Source organism: Verminephrobacter aporrectodeae subsp. tuberculatae (genome assembly GCF_026127385.1).
Taxonomy (GTDB): Bacteria; Pseudomonadota; Gammaproteobacteria; order Burkholderiales; family Burkholderiaceae_C; genus Acidovorax; species Acidovorax aporrectodeae.
The window spans coordinates 1,276,777-1,297,167 of sequence record NZ_QZCX01000002.1; the positions used below are offsets into that span (position 1 = coordinate 1,276,777).

Genomic DNA, 20,391 nt, shown 5'->3' on the forward strand with positions numbered 1-20,391 from the left:
TTCAGGCCTCCCGCGCCCGGTCTACGATGCCGGCGATGCCGCGCGGGCGGATCAGCAGGATCACGATGATCAGCAAAAACTGCGTGATCAACACGTACTGGCCACCCAGCACGACGCCGGTGACCGCTTCATTGAGCCCGAGGATCGCGGCCGCGACGATCGCGCCTTGCACGCTGCCGAGGCCGCCGCAGAGCGCGATGCTGACGCCCTTGATCATCGGGGTCAGGCCACCAAACGGCGAGATGTAGTAAGTCTGCGAGAGCAGCACAGCGGCCAGCCCCGCCATCGCGCCGGTGATCGCCATCACGTAAAAACCGGTGCGACGTACACCGATGCCGACGATAGCGGCTGCATGTGGGTTCATCATCATTGCGCGGATTTCGAGGCCGCGCCGGCTCGACCGCATCCACAAGACGACCACAGCGACGAAGCCGATCGAGACCAGCACATTGCCAATCTTGTCGGCTGTCAGTGCGGTGTCGCCAAGCATCACGCTGCCGCTGCCGAAAATCTCCGGCAGGTTTTTCGACAAGGGTCCGAACACCCAAAGCAGCGTCTGCATGCCGATCAGGCTGATAGCCAACGTGGCGATCATGCCGCGCACCGGGAAATTGGGTTTGTCGTGGATCGGAATGAAGGCCAGCGCGCAGACGAATACACCGGCCAGCGCGCCGGTTAGCACGCCGGCAGCCAGCACCACGGCGCCGTTGTCGGTGACGTATTGCGCCGTCATCCATGCACCATAGCCTGCCACCGCGTAGATGAAGCCGTAGGCCAGATTGATCAGACCGACGCTCGACCACGTGATCGAGATCCCGATCGCGAGCGTGCCGTAGATGCACGCCAGCACGACGGTGTTGATGAGGACGAATCCCAGATCCGCGAGTTCCATGCTCATTTCTCCCGCGTAGTCTGAAAGCCGAGGTGTGCCGAGGCTTCACCTTTGAGTTTGCCGACGTGCATGCCGATGATCCGATCAACGCGGCCTTCGAGCAGTGCCACGTTCTGCTCGGCGATCACCATCGCCGACGTGCCCAGGTCGACTGACATCAATGCATCCATCACGCCCTTTCCGATCTTCGGTGCGAGGCCGAGGGACGGCTCGTCGACCAGGAACAGCGAAGCCTCAGCCATCAGACCGCGGCCAATCGAGACCATGCGCCGCTCGCCACCGGAGAGCCGACCGACCGCGGTGCGCATCAGCTTCACGAGGGGTGGGAAAATCGCGAGCACGCGCTCCTTGCGCTGCGCCCGCTCGCGCCACGCGCGTGGCGTGAACGCTCCGGAATCGAGGTGCTCTTCGACGGTCAGCCCGTGGAAGATTTCGTCGCCTTGCGGGATCAGCGCGAGTCCGCGATGAACGATCAGGTGCGTGTAGCGACCCGGACCCTGGCTGCGCGTGCGGCCGACTTCATAGCCGTTCAGGCGGATCGAGCCACGCTGCCAGCCAGTCAAGCCGGCAATGGCATAGAACAGCGTGGACTTGCCGTGACCGTTAAGACCCACGAGACCGACTCTTTCGCCCGCGTTGACGCTGAAATCCAGGTCATGGAGCACGCGCATCGGGCCGTAGCCGGCGGACAGTCCTTTGACGTTGAGGACTTCGGTGCGCGGTGGCGCGCTTGCGGTCGATTCGCTCATGTCAACGCTCCTTCGACCACGTTCTCGAAATAGGCGGCGTGAACCTTCGGGTCCGACAACACGTGGGCGAGCGAACCTTCGGAGATGGTCTCGCCGGCGTCCATCACCATCACCCGGTCGGCGATGGTCTCGAGCAGTTCGATACGGTGTTCGACGATGATGACCGAGATGTTCATGTCCCTGGACAGGAGCCGGATGTGCTGGTCAATCTCGTCGACCTCGGAGTTGATCAGGCCGGCCGCCGGCTCGTCCATCAGCAGGATCTTTGGGCGCCGCATCAGCAAGCACGCAAGCAGCAGCTTGCGTCGATCCAGCGCATCGAGCTTCAGCGTCGGCACGTCGGGCGCGACCTTGAAGCCGACCACCTCGGCACCGTACTCGGCGTCGAAGCGCGTGAGGTAGGGCTTGTAGGCTTGACGCGCGGCCTTGAAGGTCTCGCCGACCGTCAATTCGTCGGGCACGACCGGCGTCTGGAAAGTACGGCCGATGCCCAGACGCGCGCGTTCGTGCAGCGGCAGCGCCGTCACATCTCGGCCCTCGAACACGACCTGGCCGCGCTTGGGCCGAATTCGCCCTGAGAGCACCTCGAACAGGCTGGTCTTGCCAGCGCCGTTAGGGCCGATGATGCCCAGCACCTCGCCGCGACTGACCTGCAGGCTGATGCTGTGAAGGATCTGTCGGCCGCCCAGGTCGAGCGCGATGTCACGGCAGCCAAACAGGGCCGCGGACGAAGTGTTGGTGGAGATCACGATCTCAACTCCACCAGGGTGCCTTCTGCAGCGCAGACTCTTTGATGTCATACGGGAACACGATCTTGTGTTCCTTGTTCTGCACCTGCACGTAGAGCTGGCTCATGCCCGCTTCCAGTGTCTTGGCCGAAACGTCGTAGCCGTTGTCGGGGAAGTGCGCCGCCTCTTGGTACGAGTTGCGCATGTCCATCTGTCCGCAGACGCCGCGGTAAGGGTTGGCACGTATCCACTCGCAGACTGCCTTGAAGTCCTCGGGGTTCTTGGTCGCTTCCCACGCAGCCTTCAGGTAGTAGACGATGTCGTAGCCGTTGCCGGTATAAACGAGACCCATGATTCCGGGGAAGCGCTTCTTGTACTTAGCGCGGAAGTCGTTGCCCTTCTTGTCGCCATAGACGCCGAGCACGGTGCTCCAGCAGAAGCCATTTGCCGCTTCGCCGGCGAGCGTCAAGAACTCGGGTTGCGAAGGACCGTACTGCAGATAGACCAGCGAGTCCTTGACGGGGTTGGCGCGAAACTGCTTGCAGAACGCTGCGTACTCGGCGGCCACCCAGTGGTCGATCATGATCGCGCCGGCGTCCACTTCCTTCAGTTTGCGGATCACCGGGGCCCAGTCCTGCACCGGGAACTGGATGTCCGTCACAGCGGCGAGTTGGAAGCTGCTCTTCTTCAACGCCTCCTGACAGGCTTTCGATATCGTCTGGCAATAGCCAACCTGCTCCTGAACGATGTGCACCTTTCGATTCTTCGGCTTCCAGGCGCCGGACTTTTCCATCGCTTCCAACCACAGCGGATAGGTGTAGCCGTAGTGCACTTCCGAGGGGTCGGTCTGGAAGACGTGGCTGTACTTCGCCGGGTTGGCTTTGAACACTTCGGTCGCGGCGCGCTGCGTGTTGCCCTGCAGGTACGGGGCCTTGTACTTGGCGGACTCGTCGATCGCCGGGATCGGCGCGAACATAAAGGCGTTGGAGATGGCGTGCACCTTCGCGTCGATACACGCGGCGATCGCCTGCTTGCAACTCTCGGGCGAGAGCTTGTCGACGTCGGTCTTGAAGAGCTTCAGCGGTCGACCGAGGATGCCGCCGGCCGCGTTGATTTCTTCCATCGCGAGCGTGGTGCCCTGCCAATGGTCGTTGTCGTCGGCCACGCCCGCCGCAGCGGTCTGGCATGTCGGCACGCCCAGCAAAATGGGCTTGCCGGATTGCGCGAAGGCCGATCCGATGAGACCCGGTGAAAATTCAGCCGCCGCAAGACCCGCCGCTGCGGCGCCCAGAATACGACGGCGATTGCGATTCAGTTCATTGGCCATAGCCACTCTCCTTCAGTTCAAGCAGTTGAGACGCGCACTCACTCCTCGACCCGATGGACTTTCGTCCTACCGTGATCGACTCTTCACTCGAGACGTTTCCGCGGTTAGACGGCGAGTTGTTGCCCGGGAATCCATTCGGTGCCGGCCAGCGGCACCCGCGCCATCGCGGCGGCTTCCATGGTCAGCGCCACCAGGTCCTCGGGCTCGAGGTTCAAGAGGTGCGATTTGCCGCAGGCGCGCGCGATCACTTGCGCTTCCATCGTGATGACTGACAAGTAGTTCGCTAGCCGCCGGCCGGCCAGCACTGGGTCGAGTCGCTCGGCGAGTCTCGGGTCCTGAGTGGTGATGCCCGCCGGGTCGCGGCCTTCGTGCCAGTCGTCGTAGGCACCGGCCGTGGTGCCGAGCGCGTTGTAGTCGGCTTCGTGCGCCGGGTCGTTGTCGCCGAGCGCGACCAACGCCGCTGTTCCGATCGCGACCGCGTCGGCGCCAAGCGCCAGAGCCTTGGCCACGTCGGCGCCGTTGCGGATGCCCCCTGAGACGATCAGCTGTACCTTGCGATGCATGTTCAGATCCTGCAGCGCCTGCACCGCCGGCCGGATTGCCGCGAGGATCGGGATGCCGACATGCTCGATGAAAACTTCCTGCGTCGCCGCTGTGCCGCCTTGCATGCCGTCGAGAACGACAACATCCGCGCCTGCCTTCACCGCAAGGGCCACGTCGTAGTACGGTCGCGTCGCCCCGACCTTCACGTAAATCGGCTTCTCCCAGTCGGTGATCTCGCGCAATTCGTGCAGCTTGATCTCGAGATCGTCGGGGCCGGTCCAGTCGGGGTGACGGCAGGCCGAGCGCTGGTCAATGCCCTCGGGCAGGCAACGCATCTTCGCGACGCGGGCACTGATTTTCTGGCCGAGCAGCATGCCACCGCCACCGGGTTTTGCGCCTTGGCCGATGACCACCTCAATAGCGTCCGCCTTGCGCAGGTCGTCGGGATTCATGCCGTAACGCGATGGCAAGTATTGATATACGAGGATGGACGAATGGCCGCGTTCCTCGGGCGTCATGCCGCCGTCACCAGTGGTCGTGCTGGTGCCGACCGTACTAGCGCCCCGGCCGAGCGCTTCTTTCGCGCGACCCGACAGGGCGCCGAAGCTCATGCCAGCAATCGTCACTGGCGTCTTCAGGTGGATCGGCTTCTTCGCGAATCGGGTGCCGAGCACAACATCGGTACCGCAACGTTCGCGATAGCCCTCGAGCGGGTAGCGGCTGATAGACGCGCCGAGAAACAGCAGATCGTCGAAGTGCGGCAGCTTGCGTTTTGTGCCGGCGCCGCGGATGTCGTAGATGCCGGTCGCCGCGGCGCGGCGGATCTCCGCGAGCGTGTGCGGGTCGAAGGTCGCCGAGAAACGTGGCGGAGTGCGCGGCGGCGCCGAATGGTGGTCGCTCATCTCAGTAAGCCCCTGCGTTGTCGACATGGAAGTGGTAGAGCGTGCGGGCCGAGCCGTAGAGTTTGAATTCATCGGGCTTTGCCTCACTCTTGTTGGCACGCTCGAGTAGAGACGCAAGGATCTTGCGATCGTCCTCGCCCATCGGCTTCTCTTCGCAGTCGGCTCCCAAGCTCTTGACCTTGCCACGCACGAAGATGCGCGCCTCGTAGATCGAGTCGCCGAGTGCCTCGCCCGCGTCACCCAGCACAACCAGGTTGCCGGCCTGGGCCATGAACGCCGAGAAGCTGCCCACAGAGCCGCCGACCACGACATCCGCGCCCTTCAGCGAGATCGCGCAACGCAGCCCGGCGTCGCCGTCTATGACCAGCAGACCACCTTGCGCAGTTGCACCTGCGGCGTTCGACGCAAAACCCTTGACGTGAACCTTGCCGCTCATCATGTTTTCGGCGACGCCTGTGGCCGCGCTGCCGGTGATGGTGACGCTGGCCTTCTGGTTCATGCCGGCGGCGTAGTAGCCAGCATGGCCGTCGATCTCAACCTCCACTGCGGCGTTCAGGCCCGCAGCGATCGCATGCGCGCCATCGGGGTTGCTGATCGAGATCTGCATGCTGCCGTCGCGGAGGGCGTCGCCATGCAAAAACTGGTTCACCTCGCGCAGCGGGGTCTGCGCTAGGTCGAAGTTCAAGCTTTCCATACGTACATCTCTTCCGGTCCGGGTTCAAAAATGTTGGCGTTCTTGATGCCCGGCAAGTGGGCAAGCGAACGAAACTCCGAGGCGATCGCGACGTAGTCGTCGGTCTCGGCGACGATGGCTGGTTTGCACGCGAACGGGTCGCGCACAAGAGCAAGCTTGTCGGAAGTGCCCATCAGCAGCGTGTAGAAGCCGTCAAGTGTCTTGAACGCGTGCTGGAGTGCCGCCTCCAGATCGTCGCCTTCGCGCAGCCGCCATTCGATGAGGCGGCAGGCGGCTTCGGTGTCGTTGTCGGTGTCGAAGTGGATGCCCAGCGGTTCGAGCGTGCGGCGGATGGCGTGCGCATTCGACAGGGAACCGTTGTGCACGAGGCAGAAATCTTCGCCGGCAGTGAACGGGTGTGCACGGTCGGGCGTCACGGCCGATTCGGTGGCCATGCGCGTGTGCCCGACGAGGTGCGTGCCGGTCATCGACGCGAAGCCGTAGCGATCGGAGACTTGGCGGGGCGAGCCGACGTCCTTATAGAGGTCGATTGCGCGCCCGGTCGAGAGCACGCGCAGCTTCGGATGGTGCTGTTTGATCCAATTACGCACGGCTGCGGGGTCACCGCCTACGGTCAGCACCGCGTGGTTGCCGTTCGCCGAGGCTACCGCCTCGATGCCGAGGTCCCGACCGAGCGCGTTCGCGAACGTTGCCCAGTTGTACGCCGAGCCTTCTTCGGTGAAGCCGGCGTAGACACTGATCTTGCGTTCCGACGCATCGACCGGCGTGCCGAACACCGCGAGCCCGGCCGATTCGGGGCCGCGATCGGTCATCCCGATCAGCATCGGCACCATCAATGCCCCCAGCTGTGCCTGCAGCGCAGGCTTCTTCACCAGCAATCCAACGATTCCACACATCGCGTGCTCCAAGTCGTGATCAAAAAAATTCGAGGTAGCTCTTGATTTCCCAGTCCGAGACGTGCCGCATGTACTCGATCCATTCCATGTGCTTCAGACGCAGGAACTCGTCGGCAACGGGGCCAAGCGCGTTCATCATCAGCGGGTCGTTCTCGAGCGCGACCAACGCCTCGTGCAGGTTTTGCGGCAACAGGCCGATGCCAGCTTCGCGTAACTGCGCCGCGCTGTAGTCGTAGAGGTTGTCGTTGTTGGGCGCGCCGGGGTCGAGATCCTGTTCGACGCCGTCGAGGCCGGCCACGATCACCGCGGCGGTCGCGAGGTACGGGTTGCAGCCCGCGTCGGGCAGCCGCAGCTCGATGCGCCCGCCGGGGCCTCGCAGCATCGAGGAGCGGTTGTTGAGGCCATAGCTGATGTAGGCCGGAGCCCAACTCGCGCCCGTCAGGGAACGACCGACGACCAGTCGCTTATAGGAGTTGACCGACGGGCAGCAGAGTGCTGTCAGCGCCGGCGCGTGCTTCAGCAAACCCGCGGTGAACTGATAGCCAAGCTTGGAGAGCTGCAGCCCGCGTGGGTCGCTCTTGTCTTCGAACAGGTTCGTCTTGCCCTCGCCGAGGCTCATGTGCATGTGCATGCCGTTGCCCGGGCGATTTGCGAAGGGCTTGGGCATGAACGAGCAGATCAGCCCCAGATCAGAGGCCAGTTCCGAAGCGGCCATCTTGAACAAGACATAGTGGTCGCAGGAACTCAGGCAGTCGGTGAAGGTGTAGTTGATTTCAAACTGGCCGTTCGCGTCTTCGTGGTCGATCTGGAAAACATCGACGCCGGCTGCGCGCAGTGCCTCGGTGAGTCGCTCCAGGAAAACGCGCGTCCGCGACAGCCCCTTGTAGTCGTAGCAGGGCTTGTTCAACGTGTCGGTGGGATCGCAGGGTTCGATCTGACCGCCGATCGATTTCTTCAGGACCGAAAACTCGGGCTCGAGCCCGGTGAAGAAGGTCCAACCACGTGCCGCGATCCGCTCAAGCTGCTTCTTGAGCAAGACGCGTGTGTCGTACGCATGTGGCTTGCCGTTCAGGTGGCCATCGCAGACTATGCGGGCGTAGCCCGGTTGCCACGGCACGGGAGTCAAGGTGGAGGGATCACCGACCGCCATGTAGTCGGGGCCGTTTGGTGTGATGCCCATGCCCCAGATCGCGAACCCCGCAAAGCCCGCACCATCCTTGAGGATGTGATCGTAGTGCTCCACCGGCACCGACTTGGTCTTGGCACAACCGTGGATGTCCACGAACTGCGCCAGCACGTACTTGACCGAGTTGTCGCTGAAGAACTGCTGGACTTCACCAGGATTCATTTCGGGCCTTTCCTTGATCGATCGGGGCGCGGGGTCACTAGGCTGTGAGAGGTGCATCGGAACCATGCGCGGTCAGATCACTCGATAACTCAGTGTAGGCCAAGAGTTTCATATACGTCAACAAAAATTCTACCGGGGAAACACTGACGAACGCATCGGCGACGTCTGACGCCCGGCAGCCGGTGCTGGTCGAAGTGCTTACACTCGATCATCGGACGCAAGGAATTCAAGGCTTCTATGGACGACAAGGTGCGCGAGGGCAATGCGCCTTCGCTTGAAGATTCGATCGGCAGTGCAATCCGCAAGCTGCGCTTGAGAGATGGGTTGACGATCGCGCAGGTGGCCGAAAAGGCCGACGTCAGCCGCGGCATGCTGTCAAAAATCGAGAACGGTCACGCCGCAGCGGGAACGGATACCCTGGCAAGAATCGCGCGGGCGCTCGGGGTTTCAATGTCGATGCTGTTCAGCAAGTACGATGCGTCCGCCACCGAGGCGCAACACGTCAAGAAGGGGATGGGCATGGAGGTCGTGCGGCGCGGCACGAAGAGCGGCCACACCTACCATCTTCTGGCCTACAACCAGGGCCCCGTGAAGGTGTTTGAGCCATTCCTGATTTCGATGGACGACGACTCCGAGCGCTATCCGACGTTCCAGCACCCGGGCACGGAATTCCTGTACATGTTGGAAGGCGAGCTCGAGTACCGCTGCGGCCAGCAAACGTACCTGCTGGAGCCCGGGGACTCGTTGACCTTCCAGGGCGAGGTTGTGCACGGGCCGGAGCGGCTGGCGAATTTTCCGATCCGCTTCCTTTCGATCATCATCTATCCGCGCACCGCGGATTGACCGCGCGACGCAACTTCAGGGTTGGATGGAGCGCTTCGACGGGCGGCGTGGTGGCGCTGAGGATCGAGGCGTGGGGAGTGAACCGCCGCGGGGGGTCGATTGAGGCGCCATTGCGACGGCGTCATTCGCCAACATCGGCATGCTGTCCTTCATCGCAGGGATGATGTCGCTCTGCAGCACCGAGCGCGTGAGCCGGACCACTTCGTCGGCCATGCTGGCCCACTCCGCCTCTCGACAGTAGACGAAGAAGTCGCGTCGCCCCAGGTGCGATGGCGGCATTGCGAGCAACTGCACGTCCTTGAGCCATCCCCGCGATTGCCATAGGCACAGCGGAGTGCTGATCGCCCAGCCCAGGCCCGCCGCCACGAGGCTGAGCAGCGGTTCGGTGGTGTCGAAATCGAAGCGACGCTCGGCATCCACTCCAGCGTGACGCAGAAAGCGCTCGATCTGTTGGCCGATCACCGAGCGCGGGCTGTAGCGGGCCATTGGCAAGGCGCCGCAGCGCACTTTCAAGTCGGCCACCGTGCGCAGCGGGCGCAGCGCGGCACCCTTGGGGAAAACCGCGACCCAAGCCTCGGAGAAGAGCGGTCGCTGCGTGATTCGGGGATCTTCGATCGGGCTGTCCGTGCAGATGACAATGTCGAGCTCGCGGGCCTGCAACTGAGCACTGAGCGCAGGCGTCAGGCCGGACGCCATCTGCAAGTGACGCGCAGCGCCGGACAATCCACGCACTATCGCGGGTCCAAGGGTCGCGGCAAATGAATCGACGCAGCCAAGCCGGATCTCCGCGTGCTCCTGGCGCACGCGCTGACGCAGCGTCTGGCCGACCGAGCGCGCCTGATCGATCAGGTCTGAGCCCATCCGCTCCAGCATCCGACCCGCATGGGTGGGGCGCGCAGGCCGCACGTCGCGGTCAAACAGCAGCACGCCGTAATCCCGCTCCAGGCTTCTGATCAGCTGACTCACCGCACTCTGACTCACATCGAGCCGGTGCGCGGCATGAGCCATCGAGCCGGCGTCGCAGACGGCGACGAAAGCCTCGATCGCATGCAGATCGGGGAGGCTGCGCAAACGGCGCTGCGCTCGCTCGGGAGACACCGCCTCTGATAGGGCGACGCTGGGTGCTTTCATGACGGACTCCTCGTCGACAAAGATGACAAGACTGCAGATCTCGATAATGTACACATTCTCATCTATTGAATAAGTATTGCTTCATCTATCAGGCCTGCACTTCGACACTCCTAAGCTTCTTCGCTTGTTGACTCACACAGGGGACGGCCATGGAAAACTACGACGCGATCGTCATCGGCGCGGGGGTCATCGGCAGTTCGGTGGCCTATCACCTGGCCCGGCAAGGCTGCAGGCGGGTGCTCGTGCTGGATCGAAACCAAGTGGGTGCGGGTACTACGTCGCAGTCAAGTGGGATTCTGCGGACGCACTACTCCGTGGTTCAGAACGTAGAACTGGCCAAGGCATCGTGGCAGGTGTTCAAGAACTTCGCAGGCTATCTCGGCGACGACGAAGCGTCGGCCGGTCTGGTGAAGTGCGGATACCTGATCGCCGCCCCCAATGGCGACAAGCTTGAGCCGTTGCGCTCGGCCCTGGCGAATCAGGCGGCCATGGGAATCGAGGTCAGACTACTCGGCCGCGATGAGGCACGCAGCCTCCTGCCCATCGCCCGATTCGACGACGCCGCGCTGATCGGCTACGAACCCGAGGCGGGCTTCGCAGACGCGTACCTGGTGGCCACCGCGTTCGCCCGTGCGGCGCGCCGCCTGGGGGTGACGATCCGTGAAGACGTAGAAGCGCAGCAATTGCTGGTGGAAGCCGGTAGGGTCGTCGGCGTCGAGACCAGTAAGGGGCGCTTTCTGTCTGACACGGTGATCAGCACGCAGAACATTTGGGCCCGCGATATCGAGCGTTGGACGGGGATCGCAAGCCACGTCTCCGCCGAGCGGCATAGCGTGTTTGCGCTTGAGGGCCCGGAAGCCTATACGTTTCAGATGCCGGTCTACAAGGATCTTGGATCACCCGGGATGCTTTATTGCCGCAGCTACGGTGGCAAGCAGATGCTGGTTAGCGAAGGCATCGTTGGAGAGAAACTGCCTTCCGCTGACAACGAGCAGGGCGACATCAGCATGGATTACATGATCGAGGTCGGTGAACAGGTGGCGAATCGTTTTCCCAGTTTCGAGACGGCCGGTGTGGCCTCTTCGTGGACCGGGGTCTACGACGTGACTCCGGACTGGAACCCTGTCCTCGGTCGATTGCCGGACATTTCCGGCCTGGTGGTCGGCTACGGCTTTTCCGGCCATGGCTTCAAGCTCTCGCCGGCCGTGGGCAAGATCCTTGCGCAAGAGGCGCTCGGGATAACCACCGACATCGAACTCGCGCCTTATGCCCTCGAACGCTTTCGCGCCGGCCATCTGCTCACCGGCAAGTACGGCTCGGGCGCTGTCTCCTGATCATTCCCGTTTGTTGAAGGAAATCCATGAAGGTTCTCGTTCCGGTTAAACGCGTCGTCGACTACAACGTGAAGGTCCGCGTGAAGAGCGATGGCAGCGGGGTGGACATTGCCAACGTCAAGATGAGCATGAACCCGTTCGACGAGATCGCGGTCGAAGAAGCGGTGCGGCTCAAGGAAAAGGGCCTGGTGAGCGAAGTCATCGCCGTGAGCTGCGGCGTGACCCAGTGCCAGGAGACCCTGCGCACCGCCATGGCGATCGGCGCCGACCGCGCCATCCTGGTCGAGACCACCGACGAGATCCAGCCTCTGGCCGTCGCCAAGCTCCTGAAGGCCCTCGTCGACAAGGAACAGCCCGGCCTTGTGATCCTGGGCAAGCAGGCCATCGACGACGATTGCAATCAGACCGGCCAGATGCTCGCCGCGCTGTGCGATCTGCCGCAGGCCACCTTCGCCAGCAAGGTCGAGCTGAGCGCCGATTCGGTCAGCGTGACCCGCGAAGTCGACGGCGGCGCCGAAACGCTGAAGCTCACGCTGCCGGCGATCATCACCACCGACCTGCGCCTGAACGAGCCGCGTTACGTGACGCTGCCCAACATCATGAAGGCGAAGAAGAAGACGATGGAGGTGCTCAAGCCCTCCGACCTCGGCGTCGACATCAAGGCGCACCTGAAGACCTTGAAGGTCAGCGAGCCGCCGAAACGCAGCGCCGGCATCAAGGTGCCCGACGTGGCCACGCTGGTCTCCAAACTGAAGAACGACGCGAAGGTGATCTGAGATGGCGACGCTGGTTATTGCCGAACACGACAACGCCTCCGTCAAGGGCGCGACCCTCAACACGGTGACCGCTGCCGCCAAATGTGGCAGTGACGTGCATGTGCTGATCGCCGGCAGCAACGCCGGTGCTGCGGCGGCCGCGGCCGCGCAGATCGTCGGTGTTGCCAAGGTTCTGCACGCCGATGCCGCCTACTTCGAGCACGGGCTGGCCGAGAACATCGCCGCGCAGGTGCTGGCCATCGCCAAGGACTACAGCCACATCCTGTTCCCGGCCACGGCTGCGGGCAAGAACGTCGCACCCCGCGTGGCGTCCAAGCTGGACGTGGGACAGATCTCCGACATCACCAAGGTCGACGCCGCAGACACCTTCGAACGCCCGATCTACGCCGGCAACGCGATTGCAACCGTACAGAGCCTGGATGCGATCAAGGTCATCACGGTGCGCACGACCGGCTTCGACCCGGCGGCGGCTACCGGCGGTTCGGCCGCGGTCGAGACCGTTGCTGCAGTGGCCGATTCGGGCAAGTCGAGCTTCGTCGGCAGCGAGATCGCCAAGAACGACAGGCCCGAACTCACGGCGGCGAAGATCATCGTCTCGGGTGGCCGGGCGCTGGGCAGCAGCGACAAGTTCAACGAGGTGCTGACGCCGCTGGCCGACAAGCTCGGCGCGGCGCTGGGTGCGAGCCGCGCGGCGGTGGATGCGGGTTATGCGCCCAACGACTGGCAGGTCGGGCAGACGGGCAAGATCGTAGCGCCGCAGCTGTACATCGCGGCGGGCATCAGCGGGGCGATCCAGCATCTGGCGGGCATGAAGGACTCTAAGGTGATCGTGGCGATCAACAAGGACCCGGAGGCCCCGATCTTCAGCGTGGCCGACTATGGCCTGGAGGCGGATCTGTTCTCGGCCGTGCCGGAGTTGGTGAAGGCGCTCGGTTGAGCGGAATCACCCAGAGCATTGACGTTGAGATCGCACACGTTATTGGGTACGCCTTCTCCGGACATGGTTACAAGGTCTCCCGGAGATCGACCGAATCCTGACGCTGGGAGGCTCTCGGCTTCCCGACAAACTTGCCTCTCTCCCCGTTCAGTCGAGGGCTTCCACACTGCCGGTCCGCTGACTGGGAGATGCGGACCAGGCGTCGTCTCTTGAGGCGTTAAGGGTCGCAGCTGAATGCTGCGAAGACACATGAACATTCTTGCGTTGCCTGCCGGGATAACACGCTTCGTCGTCGCCGACATGCCGCCCGAGACTTGGGCAAACGGTGGTGGGACCACGCGAACAGTAGCGAAGGCCTCGGGGCCGACGCACGATGATTGGATTTGGCGCGTCAGTGTCGCAAAGATCGAGCAATCGGGACCTTTCTCGGTCTTCAATCGAACCGATCGACAGCTCACCCTGCTGGAGGGTACCGGCTTGACGTTGGAGACGCCCAAGGCTACCACGGGCCTACACAAACCAGGCGATTCGCTGTGCTTTGCGGGAGATGTCCCCGTCCGCGCAACATTGGCACACGGGCCGGTCGACGCCTGGAACGTGATGTGGAAACGCGGTCTCGCTAGCTGCCATTCCACTCTGTACATCGGCGCTAGCGGCGAACTGCTCGAACTCGGCCAAAGCGTCGAGACAATTGTCGTGGTCTTAGAGGGCAGCGACGTTGTCCGACTTCAGGGTGACGGCTGCGAGGTAGATCTGTTGCCAGGTGAAGGCATCTGGTTGAACACTCACATTTCGCCGTTCCAGATCCGCTCAGGCGCAAGCGGGTGCGCAGTTCTTGTGACTCAGGTGAAGGTGGAGACCTGAAGGACCGAGCGCGGGAGAAATCGTGTCTCCTGGTCGGCTCGTCGCGAAGACACGGGCGGACAACCCAACCACCAGACGCACGAGTTGCAACTTAGGCGGGCCGGTCGTCGTCGCTATGCGGTCGATTCCGGAGAACGATCTCACGCAAATTTTCACTCAGCAGATACGCGTCCGAGCGGAAGTTCGGAAGAAGCGGTCGAACCTCCGCGGCAAGTAGGTGGGCTCGCTCCGCACCAAGTGCTTCGCAAAGGCTCTCCATGTATTGTGGGATGCTCTCCCAGTCCGTCACTGTCGTCTCGCTGATCTCCGCATGGAACTGAAATCCGTACGCGCAAACTCCCCAGCGCATAGCCTGCACGGCGCACGCATCGTTCTCCGCGAGCACCACGCTACCGGCTGGCACGCGCGACACCTCGGCGCTATGCCATTGAAAGACTCGCCTCAGCGACGAGAAGCCTTCGAACATCGCGTCGCAAGCACCTTCGGCGGTGAGTTCGATTTCAGCGAGCCCAACCTCGGGCTCCTCGTCGTTTCGTGTGGAAACCAACATGCACAATAGCCGCTGGTAGTGGATGCTGGAGGACAGGTCGTCTTGGGCCTGTCCACAGGTCCACCAAGTTGATGTTGAACATGGGAGTGTCTGATGGGTGTTGAACTGGAAGCGCTGTTCACCAATGCGCTGGGCCTGCAAGCGCCGTGGGTTGTCGAGAACGTCAAGCTCAACACCACCGACCGCCGGATCGACTTCGAGATTGGCTGCCAAGGCGCTGGCTTGGCGTGCCCGGCCTGTGGTGCTGGAGCACAGCCCATTCATGACCGGCTGCTCCGCTCTTGGCGTCATCTGGACTTCTTCCAGTTCGAGACCTGGCTGCATTGCGAGGTGCCGCGCATCGCGTGCAGCGACTGTGGCAAGACCACGCAGATGCTGGTGCCCTGGGCCCGTCCAGGCTCGGGCTTCACGGCGGCCTTTGAAGCATTCGCCTTGGCCCTGTGTCGTGACTTGCCGGTGAGCCAGGCGGCGGCATTGCTGCGCTGTTCTGACAAGCAACTGTGGCGGCGCATCGAGTTTTATGTCGAGCAAGCCCGCGCCCAAGAACGTTTTACGGATGTACGCACTGTGGGCATCGACGAGACCAGTATGCGCCGGGGACAGAACTACATCACCGTCGTGCATGACCTCGATGCCAAACGACTGCTGTTCGCCACCGAGGGACGCGATCACAAGACGGTGCTCGATTTTGTTGACGATCTGAAGGCCACCCCTTTCAAGGTCTTGGAAACCGATTCCGCTAAGCTCATATCCCCTGGACACACATGAGGCAAGCGATGCTGGAAGAGGTACTGAAGCGATTCGAGAAGCAAGCACCGATCAGCGTGATGGCCCGTGTGGCGCTGGAGCGGGCGATCGATCCGGATTGGGTCGACGAAGTGTTCGAGGCAAGCCGGCAGCGCCAGTACCCCAGAGAGTTGTTGTTTTCCACGGTGGTGGAAATGGTGACGCTGGTTTCGCTGGGTTTGCGCCCATCGCTGCATGCGGCGGCCAAACAAGCGGGCAATCTGCCGGTGTCGCTGGCCGCGTTGTATGACAAGGTCAAGCGCACCGAGCCGGCCATTGTGCGTGCCCTGGTGCACGGCAGTGGCGAACGTTTGCAGCCGGTGGTGCAAGCCATGGGAATGGAGCCCAGCTTGCCAGGCTGGCGTTTGCGTGTGCTCGATGGTAATCACCTGCCGGCCAGCGAGAAGCGCTTGGCGCCATTGCGCGAGCAACGAGGCGCAGCCCTGCCGGGATACAGCTTGGTGGTGTATGACCCCGACAGTGGCTTGGTGCGCGACATCATTGCGTGCGAAGACGCGTACACGCAAGAGCGTTCGGCGACGGCCCCATTGCTGGCCAGCGCTCAGGAAGGCGAGTTGTGGATAGCCGATCGCAACTTTTGCACGCACACCATCGTGCAAGGTTGGCACGACGCCAAGGCCGGTTTTATCGTGCGTGAACATGCAAAGCATCCCAAACTGCTCAAAGTAGGGGCGATGCAGTTGTGCGCACGCATCGAGACGGGCGAAGTCCATGAGCAGGCCATTGAGATCAGGCAAGACCAAGCGCCGTGGCGGCGCATCGAACTGCGCTTGGACACACCCACTGAAGCGGGCGACACAACCATCGCGCTGTGGAGCAACTTGCCATCCACGGTGAGCGCGCAGCAGATTGCGCAGTTGTATCGCAAGCGCTGGCGGATCGAGGAGATGTTCCAGCGGCTGGAGTCGGTGTTGCACAGCGAACTGCGCAGCCTGGGTCATCCGCGCGCAGCGCTGCTGGGTTTTGCGGTGGCGGTGCTGGCCTACAACGTTCTGTCGGTACTCAAACGCAGCGTGGAGCAGGCGCATCGCGATGACAGCAAGCCCGCCTTGGACGTATCGACGTACCACCTGGCGGTCAATCTGCGCAGCAGCTACGAAGGCATGTTGATCGCGCTACCAGCTGTGCACTGGACAACATGGTCATGCGCTGAACCCCAGCGCATCGCTGAACGTTTGCTGGAACTGGCCAGCCATCTCAATCCACGCACCGTCAGCACCGCCAAGCGCGGTCCCAAGACCAACAAGCCCAAAGGCTACGTTGATGCCTCCATTGCTCGATCTCATGTCTCTACCGCTCGGGTGCTCATGGGAACTTGCTCACCAACACCTTGAAAGGGGTGGATCTGAAGGCCCATGGTGGCGACAGCGAGCAGGTCAAGCATGTGTGCATGGACATGAGCGCGGCCTACGCCAAGGGAGTGGGGTTGGCGTTGCCGCAGGCGCAGATCAGCTACGACCGGTTCCATGTTGTGGCGATGGCCATGGATGCGATGGACCAGGTGCGGCGCACGGAGATGGCACAGGACGCCCCGGCGGTGCGAGAAGCCTTGGAGTCGGCAGTTGACAACGATGAGCACAAGACGCTCAAGCAACTGATGTGGGGGATGCGGCGCAACCCCGAAAGCTGGAGCGCCAAGCAAACCGACGCAATGCATTGGTTGCAGCGCTCCATGCTCAAGAGCGCGCGGGCGTGGCGGTTGAAGATGGCGTTGCGCGCGGTGTATGCGAGGGCCAAGGAGCACAACAGCGAACAGCAGGCGAGTGTCGAACTGCAGGCTTGGTTGAGCTGGGCGTTCAGATGCCGGCTGGAGCCGTTCAAGAAGCTGGCCAGAAGCCTCAAGGAACGCTTTGCTGCGGTGGTGCGCGGCATGTTGGGGCATCGCAGCAACGCCTACGTGGAGGCCATGAACGGACTCTTGCAGCAGGCCAAGCGCGCAGCCCGTGGGTTCCGAACGAGCGACAACTTCATCACCATCGCCTACCTGCGCATGTCCAAACTCAAGCATCTGCCTGTCAGCCCGTTTGCGCCCGTTGGGGGCACATGAGGTTGTTGTGTTCCACACGAAACGACGAAGGGCCGGTGCCAGCCACAGGCGGCTTGCGTCTGGCACAAGGCGGCAGACTTCAAACGCGATGAAATCCGGGGTGTGGCCCACCCAGTGGGCGATCGCCGTATGAGCGGCCGCGTTGACGGAGATGATCCACGTGGTCGGTGCCGGGGCGCGTCTGGCTGTAGCAGCGCATGCTCAGCGAGGGGACAGCACAAGGTTAGCAGTTACGATGCACGCAACAAGGCCGTCCATTTGCGCAGCAGGGCCGCGCACTAAAACTGCGCTCCCTCGACCAGAAACTGCACCCTGCGCTCGCCCTTCCACTCGTTGACGTCGAGGCGGAAGGCCAATAGCACGCGCGCGGGCAGGGGCTCGGTGCGGCCAAACCAGATGCCGTTCACCGGGCGGCCCTGGTGCCTGAGTTTGAGCGAGAGGTGCTTTTCGCCGACCAACCGCTGGCTCAGCACCTCGACCTCTTCGCTGAAGGTGGGCGGAGCAAAGCCCTGGCCCCAGACCTCGCGTTGCAGGGTATCGACCAGGTCGGCGCGGCAGTATTCGGGCGCCAGCGGGCCGTCGGTTTCGATGCGCCGCGTGAGGGTGCCGATGTCGAGCCACTCCTGCGCCACCTGGGCCAGCGCCTGGCCGAACAGCTCGAAGGTCGGCCCGGCCAGCGTGCAGCCGGCGGCCATGGCATGGCCGCCGAATTTCAGCAGCACGCCCGGGTGGCGCTTGGCCACCAGGTCGAGCGCATCGCGTAGATGAAACCCCACGATCGATCGGCCCGAGCCCTTGAATTCATGCTCCCGGCCCGGCGCGCCGCTGGGCGCAAACACGAAGGTCGGGCGGTGCAGCCGGTCCTTGATGCGCGCGGCGACGATGCCCACCACGCCCTCGTGAAAGCCGGGGTCGAAGACGCTGATCGCGGCGGGCGGCTGCGCGCTTTCGTGGACCAGGCCTTCCGCCATGCGCAGGGCCTGCTCGCGCATGCTGCCTTCGATGGCGCGGCGTTCGCGGTTGATTCCGTCGAGCAGGCCCGCGAGTTCGGCCGCGCGGCCGGGATCGTCGGTGAGCAGGCATTCGATTCCCAGCGTCATGTCGGCCAGCCGTCCGGCGGCGTTGATGCGCGGGCCCAGGGCGAAGCCCAGGTCGAGCGTGCTGGCCGCAGCCACCTTGCGCCCGGCGGCGTGGAACAGCGCGGCCATGCCGGCGGGCATGGCGCCGGCGCGCACGCGCCTGAGTCCCTGCGCCACCAGGCGCCGGTTGTTTGCGTCGAGCCGGACCACGTCGGCCACGGTGCCCAGGGCCACCAGCGCGAGCAGGGCGTCGAGCCGGGGCTGTGCGGGCTTGCCGGCGCCTGCTGCAGCAGGCGTGGCGCCCGGGGACTGGAACACGCCGCGCGCGCGCAGTTCCGAGCGCAGCGCCAGCAGCACGTAGAACATCACGCCCACGCCGGCCAGCGCCTTGCTCCCGAACGTGCAGCCGGGCTGGTTGGGGTTGACGATGGCGTCGGCCTGCGGCAGTTCGGCGCCGGGCAGGTGGTGGTCGGTGACGAGCACGCCAAGGCCCAGCGCCTTGGCCTCGGCCACGCCGTCCACGCTGGCGATGCCGTTGTCCACGGTGATCAGCAGGTCGGCGCCGCGCTCCCTGACGCGGCGCGCGATTCCCGGCGTCAGGCCGTAGCCGTCGATCACGCGGTCGGGAACCAGGTAGTCCACGTGCCTGGCGCCGAGCATGCGCAGGCCGCGCACGCCCACGGCGCAGGCGGTGGCGCCGTCGCAGTCGTAGTCAGCAACGATGAGCAGGCGCCGGTTCTGCGCCAGCGCGTCGGCCAGCAACTGCGCGGCCTGGGCCATGCCCTTCAGGCCGTCCGGCGGCAGCAGGCGGGCCAGGCCGTCGTCGAGCTCGTCCCGGGCGCAAACGCCGCGTGCGGCGTACAGGCGTGCCAACAGCGGGTGGACCCCGGCCTGCTCCAGCGCCCAGGCGGCGCGGGGGGGAATCTCGCGCGTTATTATTTTCATAGCATCGCTTGCAGGTCGGTCATGCGCAGGGGTTTGAAATAGCTCCGGATCCGCTGCACCAGTCCGCGCGGGGCGCTGTGCCAGCCGATGGCATGGCATTCGCCGCAGAGTGTCAGGCGCACGCTCTGGCCGCTTGCGGCCTGGCGCAGCAGTTCGGCCACGGGGCCTGCGTCGAGCGTGGTCCAGGCGCTGCCCCAGGCGCTCCAGTCTGCGCGCAGGGCCGCGTCGCGCAGGGCGTGCGACAGCGTGGGCAGCGGGGCGCCCGGGTCGGGGGCAGGCCGGGGCAGGGGGCCTGCGCCGTGCACCCAGAAGGCGTTCACTGGCGGCTGCGCGCGTTCGGCGCGCGCGCCGTTGAAGGCGTGGGTGTGCAGCAGCATCTGCATTTCGCTGTGCAGGCGGTGCAGGGGGCGGGCCGCGCGCGCGTCGGGCAGCCAGGGGCGCAGGTCGCGCAGCAGCGCCCGCTCCAGGGACGCGGTGGCGAGCGTGGCGAACCACTCGCTGCGCGCGAGCCAGCGCGTGGGCTGGTCGTAGTGCAGGTGGATTCCGTCCTGCGCAAACCAGGGCGCGACGATGGCCAGCAGCGCGCGCGACGCGGCCTCGTCCAGGCCCAGCGCCTCGGGGTCGCACAGGCTCACATGGTCGGCACCGACCTGCCACTGGCAGGGCGTGACGAAGGCCCAGGCCTGGGCGTCGGCGGGCAGGCCCAGGGAATGCCGGTGCCAGGCGGCCCAGGGGATGCGTCCGTCGGCGCAGGGCAGTCCCAGGGCCTGCGCCAGCGCGCGTTCGTGCGGGGTGGAGTAGCTGGTTTGCGCACCGCTGACCGCGGGTTGCATGGTGAGCCGGGCGAGCAGCCGTTGCAGATGCGGCAGGGCCAGGCCTTGCAGGGTCTTGTGGCAGGCCTCGGATGCGCCTGCGGCGTAGGCAATGATCAGATGGGCAGGGGCCGGCATCCGGGTATTTTGCGGGATGCCACAATCTGCCCCGGACTGCGGCGGGCAA

General features: G+C 64.0%; 18 protein-coding genes and 2 pseudogenes. 8 read left to right on the forward strand and 12 right to left on the reverse strand.

Annotated elements, in window-relative coordinates; translation table 11 throughout:
- Position 1: 1 nt before the first annotated feature.
- From D5041_RS13875 to glnT, 8 genes are all read right to left on the reverse strand, one after another.
- Positions 2-892, reverse strand: coding sequence for a branched-chain amino acid ABC transporter permease (locus D5041_RS13875; protein WP_265257018.1), 891 nt, complete (start codon positions 890-892; stop codon positions 2-4).
- A 2-nt stretch (positions 893-894) separates the two neighbouring features.
- Complete coding sequence (locus D5041_RS13880; protein WP_265257017.1) at positions 895-1,641, reverse strand: ABC transporter ATP-binding protein; 747 nt, start codon at positions 1,639-1,641, stop codon at positions 895-897.
- Positions 1,638-2,390, reverse strand: coding sequence for an ABC transporter ATP-binding protein (locus D5041_RS13885; protein WP_265257016.1), 753 nt, complete (start codon positions 2,388-2,390; stop codon positions 1,638-1,640). Before D5041_RS13885 ends, D5041_RS13880 begins: the two co-directional genes overlap by 4 nt.
- A 4-nt stretch (positions 2,391-2,394) precedes the next feature.
- Positions 2,395-3,696 carry an ABC transporter substrate-binding protein gene (locus D5041_RS13890; protein WP_265257015.1) on the reverse strand — a complete coding sequence of 434 codons (1,302 nt, stop codon included), beginning with the start codon at positions 3,694-3,696 and terminating at the stop codon, positions 2,395-2,397.
- Between the two features lie 104 nt (positions 3,697-3,800).
- Positions 3,801-5,141 carry an FMN-binding glutamate synthase family protein gene (locus D5041_RS13895; protein ID WP_265257014.1) on the reverse strand — a complete coding sequence of 447 codons (1,341 nt, stop codon included), beginning with the start codon at positions 5,139-5,141 and terminating at the stop codon, positions 3,801-3,803.
- A gap of 1 nt (position 5,142) precedes the next feature.
- A complete protein-coding gene (locus D5041_RS13900; RefSeq protein ID WP_265257013.1) occupies positions 5,143-5,835 on the reverse strand; it encodes a GltB/FmdC/FwdC-like GXGXG domain-containing protein in 693 nt (230 codons plus the stop codon).
- Positions 5,823-6,731 (reverse strand): class II glutamine amidotransferase, encoded by a 909-nt coding sequence (locus tag D5041_RS13905; RefSeq protein ID WP_265285099.1) that lies wholly within the window; start codon positions 6,729-6,731, stop codon positions 5,823-5,825. Before D5041_RS13905 ends, D5041_RS13900 begins: the two co-directional genes overlap by 13 nt.
- 19 nt (positions 6,732-6,750) lie before the next feature.
- Positions 6,751-8,079 carry a type III glutamate--ammonia ligase gene (gene glnT, locus D5041_RS13910; protein WP_265257012.1) on the reverse strand — a complete coding sequence of 443 codons (1,329 nt, stop codon included), beginning with the start codon at positions 8,077-8,079 and terminating at the stop codon, positions 6,751-6,753.
- Between the two features lie 237 nt (positions 8,080-8,316).
- On the opposite strand from glnT, the gene relB reads away from it, so the two are divergent.
- Positions 8,317-8,922: a type II toxin-antitoxin system RelB family anti-toxin gene (relB, locus tag D5041_RS13915; RefSeq protein WP_265257011.1), complete on the forward strand. Its 606-nt coding sequence runs from the start codon at positions 8,317-8,319 to the stop codon at positions 8,920-8,922.
- A gap of 15 nt (positions 8,923-8,937) precedes the next feature.
- On the opposite strand, the gene D5041_RS13920 is transcribed toward relB, so the two are convergent.
- Entirely contained in the window at positions 8,938-10,107 is a 1,170-nt protein-coding gene (locus D5041_RS13920) for a LysR family transcriptional regulator (protein WP_265257010.1), read from the reverse strand.
- Between the two features lie 95 nt (positions 10,108-10,202).
- Between D5041_RS13920 and D5041_RS13925 the strand changes: the two genes are divergently transcribed.
- From D5041_RS13925 to D5041_RS13940, 4 genes are all read left to right on the forward strand, one after another.
- Positions 10,203-11,387, forward strand: a complete 1,185-nt coding sequence (locus tag D5041_RS13925; protein WP_265257009.1) for an NAD(P)/FAD-dependent oxidoreductase — start codon at positions 10,203-10,205, stop codon at positions 11,385-11,387.
- 26 nt (positions 11,388-11,413) lie between these two features.
- The gene (locus D5041_RS13930; protein WP_265257008.1) at positions 11,414-12,163 is read left to right on the forward strand and encodes an electron transfer flavoprotein subunit beta/FixA family protein; all 750 of its coding nucleotides are present in this window, start codon (positions 11,414-11,416) and stop codon (positions 12,161-12,163) included.
- A gap of 1 nt (position 12,164) precedes the next feature.
- Positions 12,165-13,100, forward strand: a complete 936-nt coding sequence (locus D5041_RS13935; RefSeq protein WP_265257007.1) for an electron transfer flavoprotein subunit alpha/FixB family protein — start codon at positions 12,165-12,167, stop codon at positions 13,098-13,100.
- Positions 13,101-13,349: 249 nt separating this feature from the next.
- The gene (locus tag D5041_RS13940) at positions 13,350-13,964 is read left to right on the forward strand and encodes a HutD/Ves family protein (protein ID WP_265284959.1); all 615 of its coding nucleotides are present in this window, start codon (positions 13,350-13,352) and stop codon (positions 13,962-13,964) included.
- Between the two features lie 91 nt (positions 13,965-14,055).
- Here D5041_RS13940 and D5041_RS13945 read toward each other — a convergent pair whose 3' ends face one another.
- Positions 14,056-14,514, reverse strand: a complete 459-nt coding sequence (locus tag D5041_RS13945; protein ID WP_265284960.1) for a glutamine amidotransferase-related protein — start codon at positions 14,512-14,514, stop codon at positions 14,056-14,058.
- A 93-nt stretch (positions 14,515-14,607) separates the two neighbouring features.
- On the opposite strand from D5041_RS13945, the pseudogene D5041_RS13950 reads away from it, so the two are divergent.
- From D5041_RS13950 to D5041_RS13960, 3 genes and pseudogenes are all read left to right on the forward strand, one after another.
- Positions 14,608-15,222: pseudogene (locus tag D5041_RS13950) on the forward strand (helix-turn-helix domain-containing protein); the annotation flags it as partial.
- Positions 15,223-15,341: 119 nt separating this feature from the next.
- Positions 15,342-16,655, forward strand: a complete 1,314-nt coding sequence (locus tag D5041_RS13955) for an IS4 family transposase (protein WP_265285100.1) — start codon at positions 15,342-15,344, stop codon at positions 16,653-16,655.
- 8 nt (positions 16,656-16,663) lie between these two features.
- A pseudogene (locus D5041_RS13960) lies at positions 16,664-17,368 on the forward strand (ISL3 family transposase); the annotation flags it as partial.
- 278 nt (positions 17,369-17,646) lie between these two features.
- On the opposite strand, the gene recJ reads toward D5041_RS13960, so the two are convergent.
- Both recJ and D5041_RS13970 read right to left on the reverse strand, forming a co-directional pair.
- Positions 17,647-19,392, reverse strand: a complete 1,746-nt coding sequence (gene recJ, locus D5041_RS13965) for a single-stranded-DNA-specific exonuclease RecJ (protein WP_265284961.1) — start codon at positions 19,390-19,392, stop codon at positions 17,647-17,649.
- Positions 19,389-20,342 (reverse strand): phosphoglycerate mutase, encoded by a 954-nt coding sequence (locus tag D5041_RS13970; RefSeq protein ID WP_265284962.1) that lies wholly within the window; start codon positions 20,340-20,342, stop codon positions 19,389-19,391. Before D5041_RS13970 ends, recJ begins: the two co-directional genes overlap by 4 nt.
- Between the last annotated feature and the right edge of the window lie 49 nt (positions 20,343-20,391).

Coding starts and splice junctions, on each gene's coding strand:
- D5041_RS13945 (WP_265284960.1), bottom strand. CDS start 14,514: ATGTTGGTTTCCACACGAAACGACGAGGAGCCCGAGGTTGGGCTCGCT.
- D5041_RS13970 (WP_265284962.1), bottom strand. CDS start 20,342: ATGCCGGCCCCTGCCCATCTGATCATTGCCTACGCCGCAGGCGCATCC.
- glnT (WP_265257012.1), bottom strand. CDS start 8,079: ATGAATCCTGGTGAAGTCCAGCAGTTCTTCAGCGACAACTCGGTCAAG.
- D5041_RS13930 (WP_265257008.1), top strand. CDS start 11,414: ATGAAGGTTCTCGTTCCGGTTAAACGCGTCGTCGACTACAACGTGAAG.
- D5041_RS13895 (WP_265257014.1), bottom strand. CDS start 5,141: ATGAGCGACCACCATTCGGCGCCGCCGCGCACTCCGCCACGTTTCTCG.
- D5041_RS13905 (WP_265285099.1), bottom strand. CDS start 6,731: ATGTGTGGAATCGTTGGATTGCTGGTGAAGAAGCCTGCGCTGCAGGCA.
- D5041_RS13875 (WP_265257018.1), bottom strand. CDS start 892: ATGGAACTCGCGGATCTGGGATTCGTCCTCATCAACACCGTCGTGCTG.
- D5041_RS13890 (WP_265257015.1), bottom strand. CDS start 3,696: ATGGCCAATGAACTGAATCGCAATCGCCGTCGTATTCTGGGCGCCGCA.
- D5041_RS13925 (WP_265257009.1), top strand. CDS start 10,203: ATGGAAAACTACGACGCGATCGTCATCGGCGCGGGGGTCATCGGCAGT.
- D5041_RS13935 (WP_265257007.1), top strand. CDS start 12,165: ATGGCGACGCTGGTTATTGCCGAACACGACAACGCCTCCGTCAAGGGC.
- D5041_RS13900 (WP_265257013.1), bottom strand. CDS start 5,835: ATGGAAAGCTTGAACTTCGACCTAGCGCAGACCCCGCTGCGCGAGGTG.
- D5041_RS13880 (WP_265257017.1), bottom strand. CDS start 1,641: ATGAGCGAATCGACCGCAAGCGCGCCACCGCGCACCGAAGTCCTCAAC.
- D5041_RS13940 (WP_265284959.1), top strand. CDS start 13,350: ATGAACATTCTTGCGTTGCCTGCCGGGATAACACGCTTCGTCGTCGCC.
- relB (WP_265257011.1), top strand. CDS start 8,317: ATGGACGACAAGGTGCGCGAGGGCAATGCGCCTTCGCTTGAAGATTCG.
- D5041_RS13955 (WP_265285100.1), top strand. CDS start 15,342: ATGGCCCGTGTGGCGCTGGAGCGGGCGATCGATCCGGATTGGGTCGAC.
- recJ (WP_265284961.1), bottom strand. CDS start 19,392: ATGAAAATAATAACGCGCGAGATTCCCCCCCGCGCCGCCTGGGCGCTG.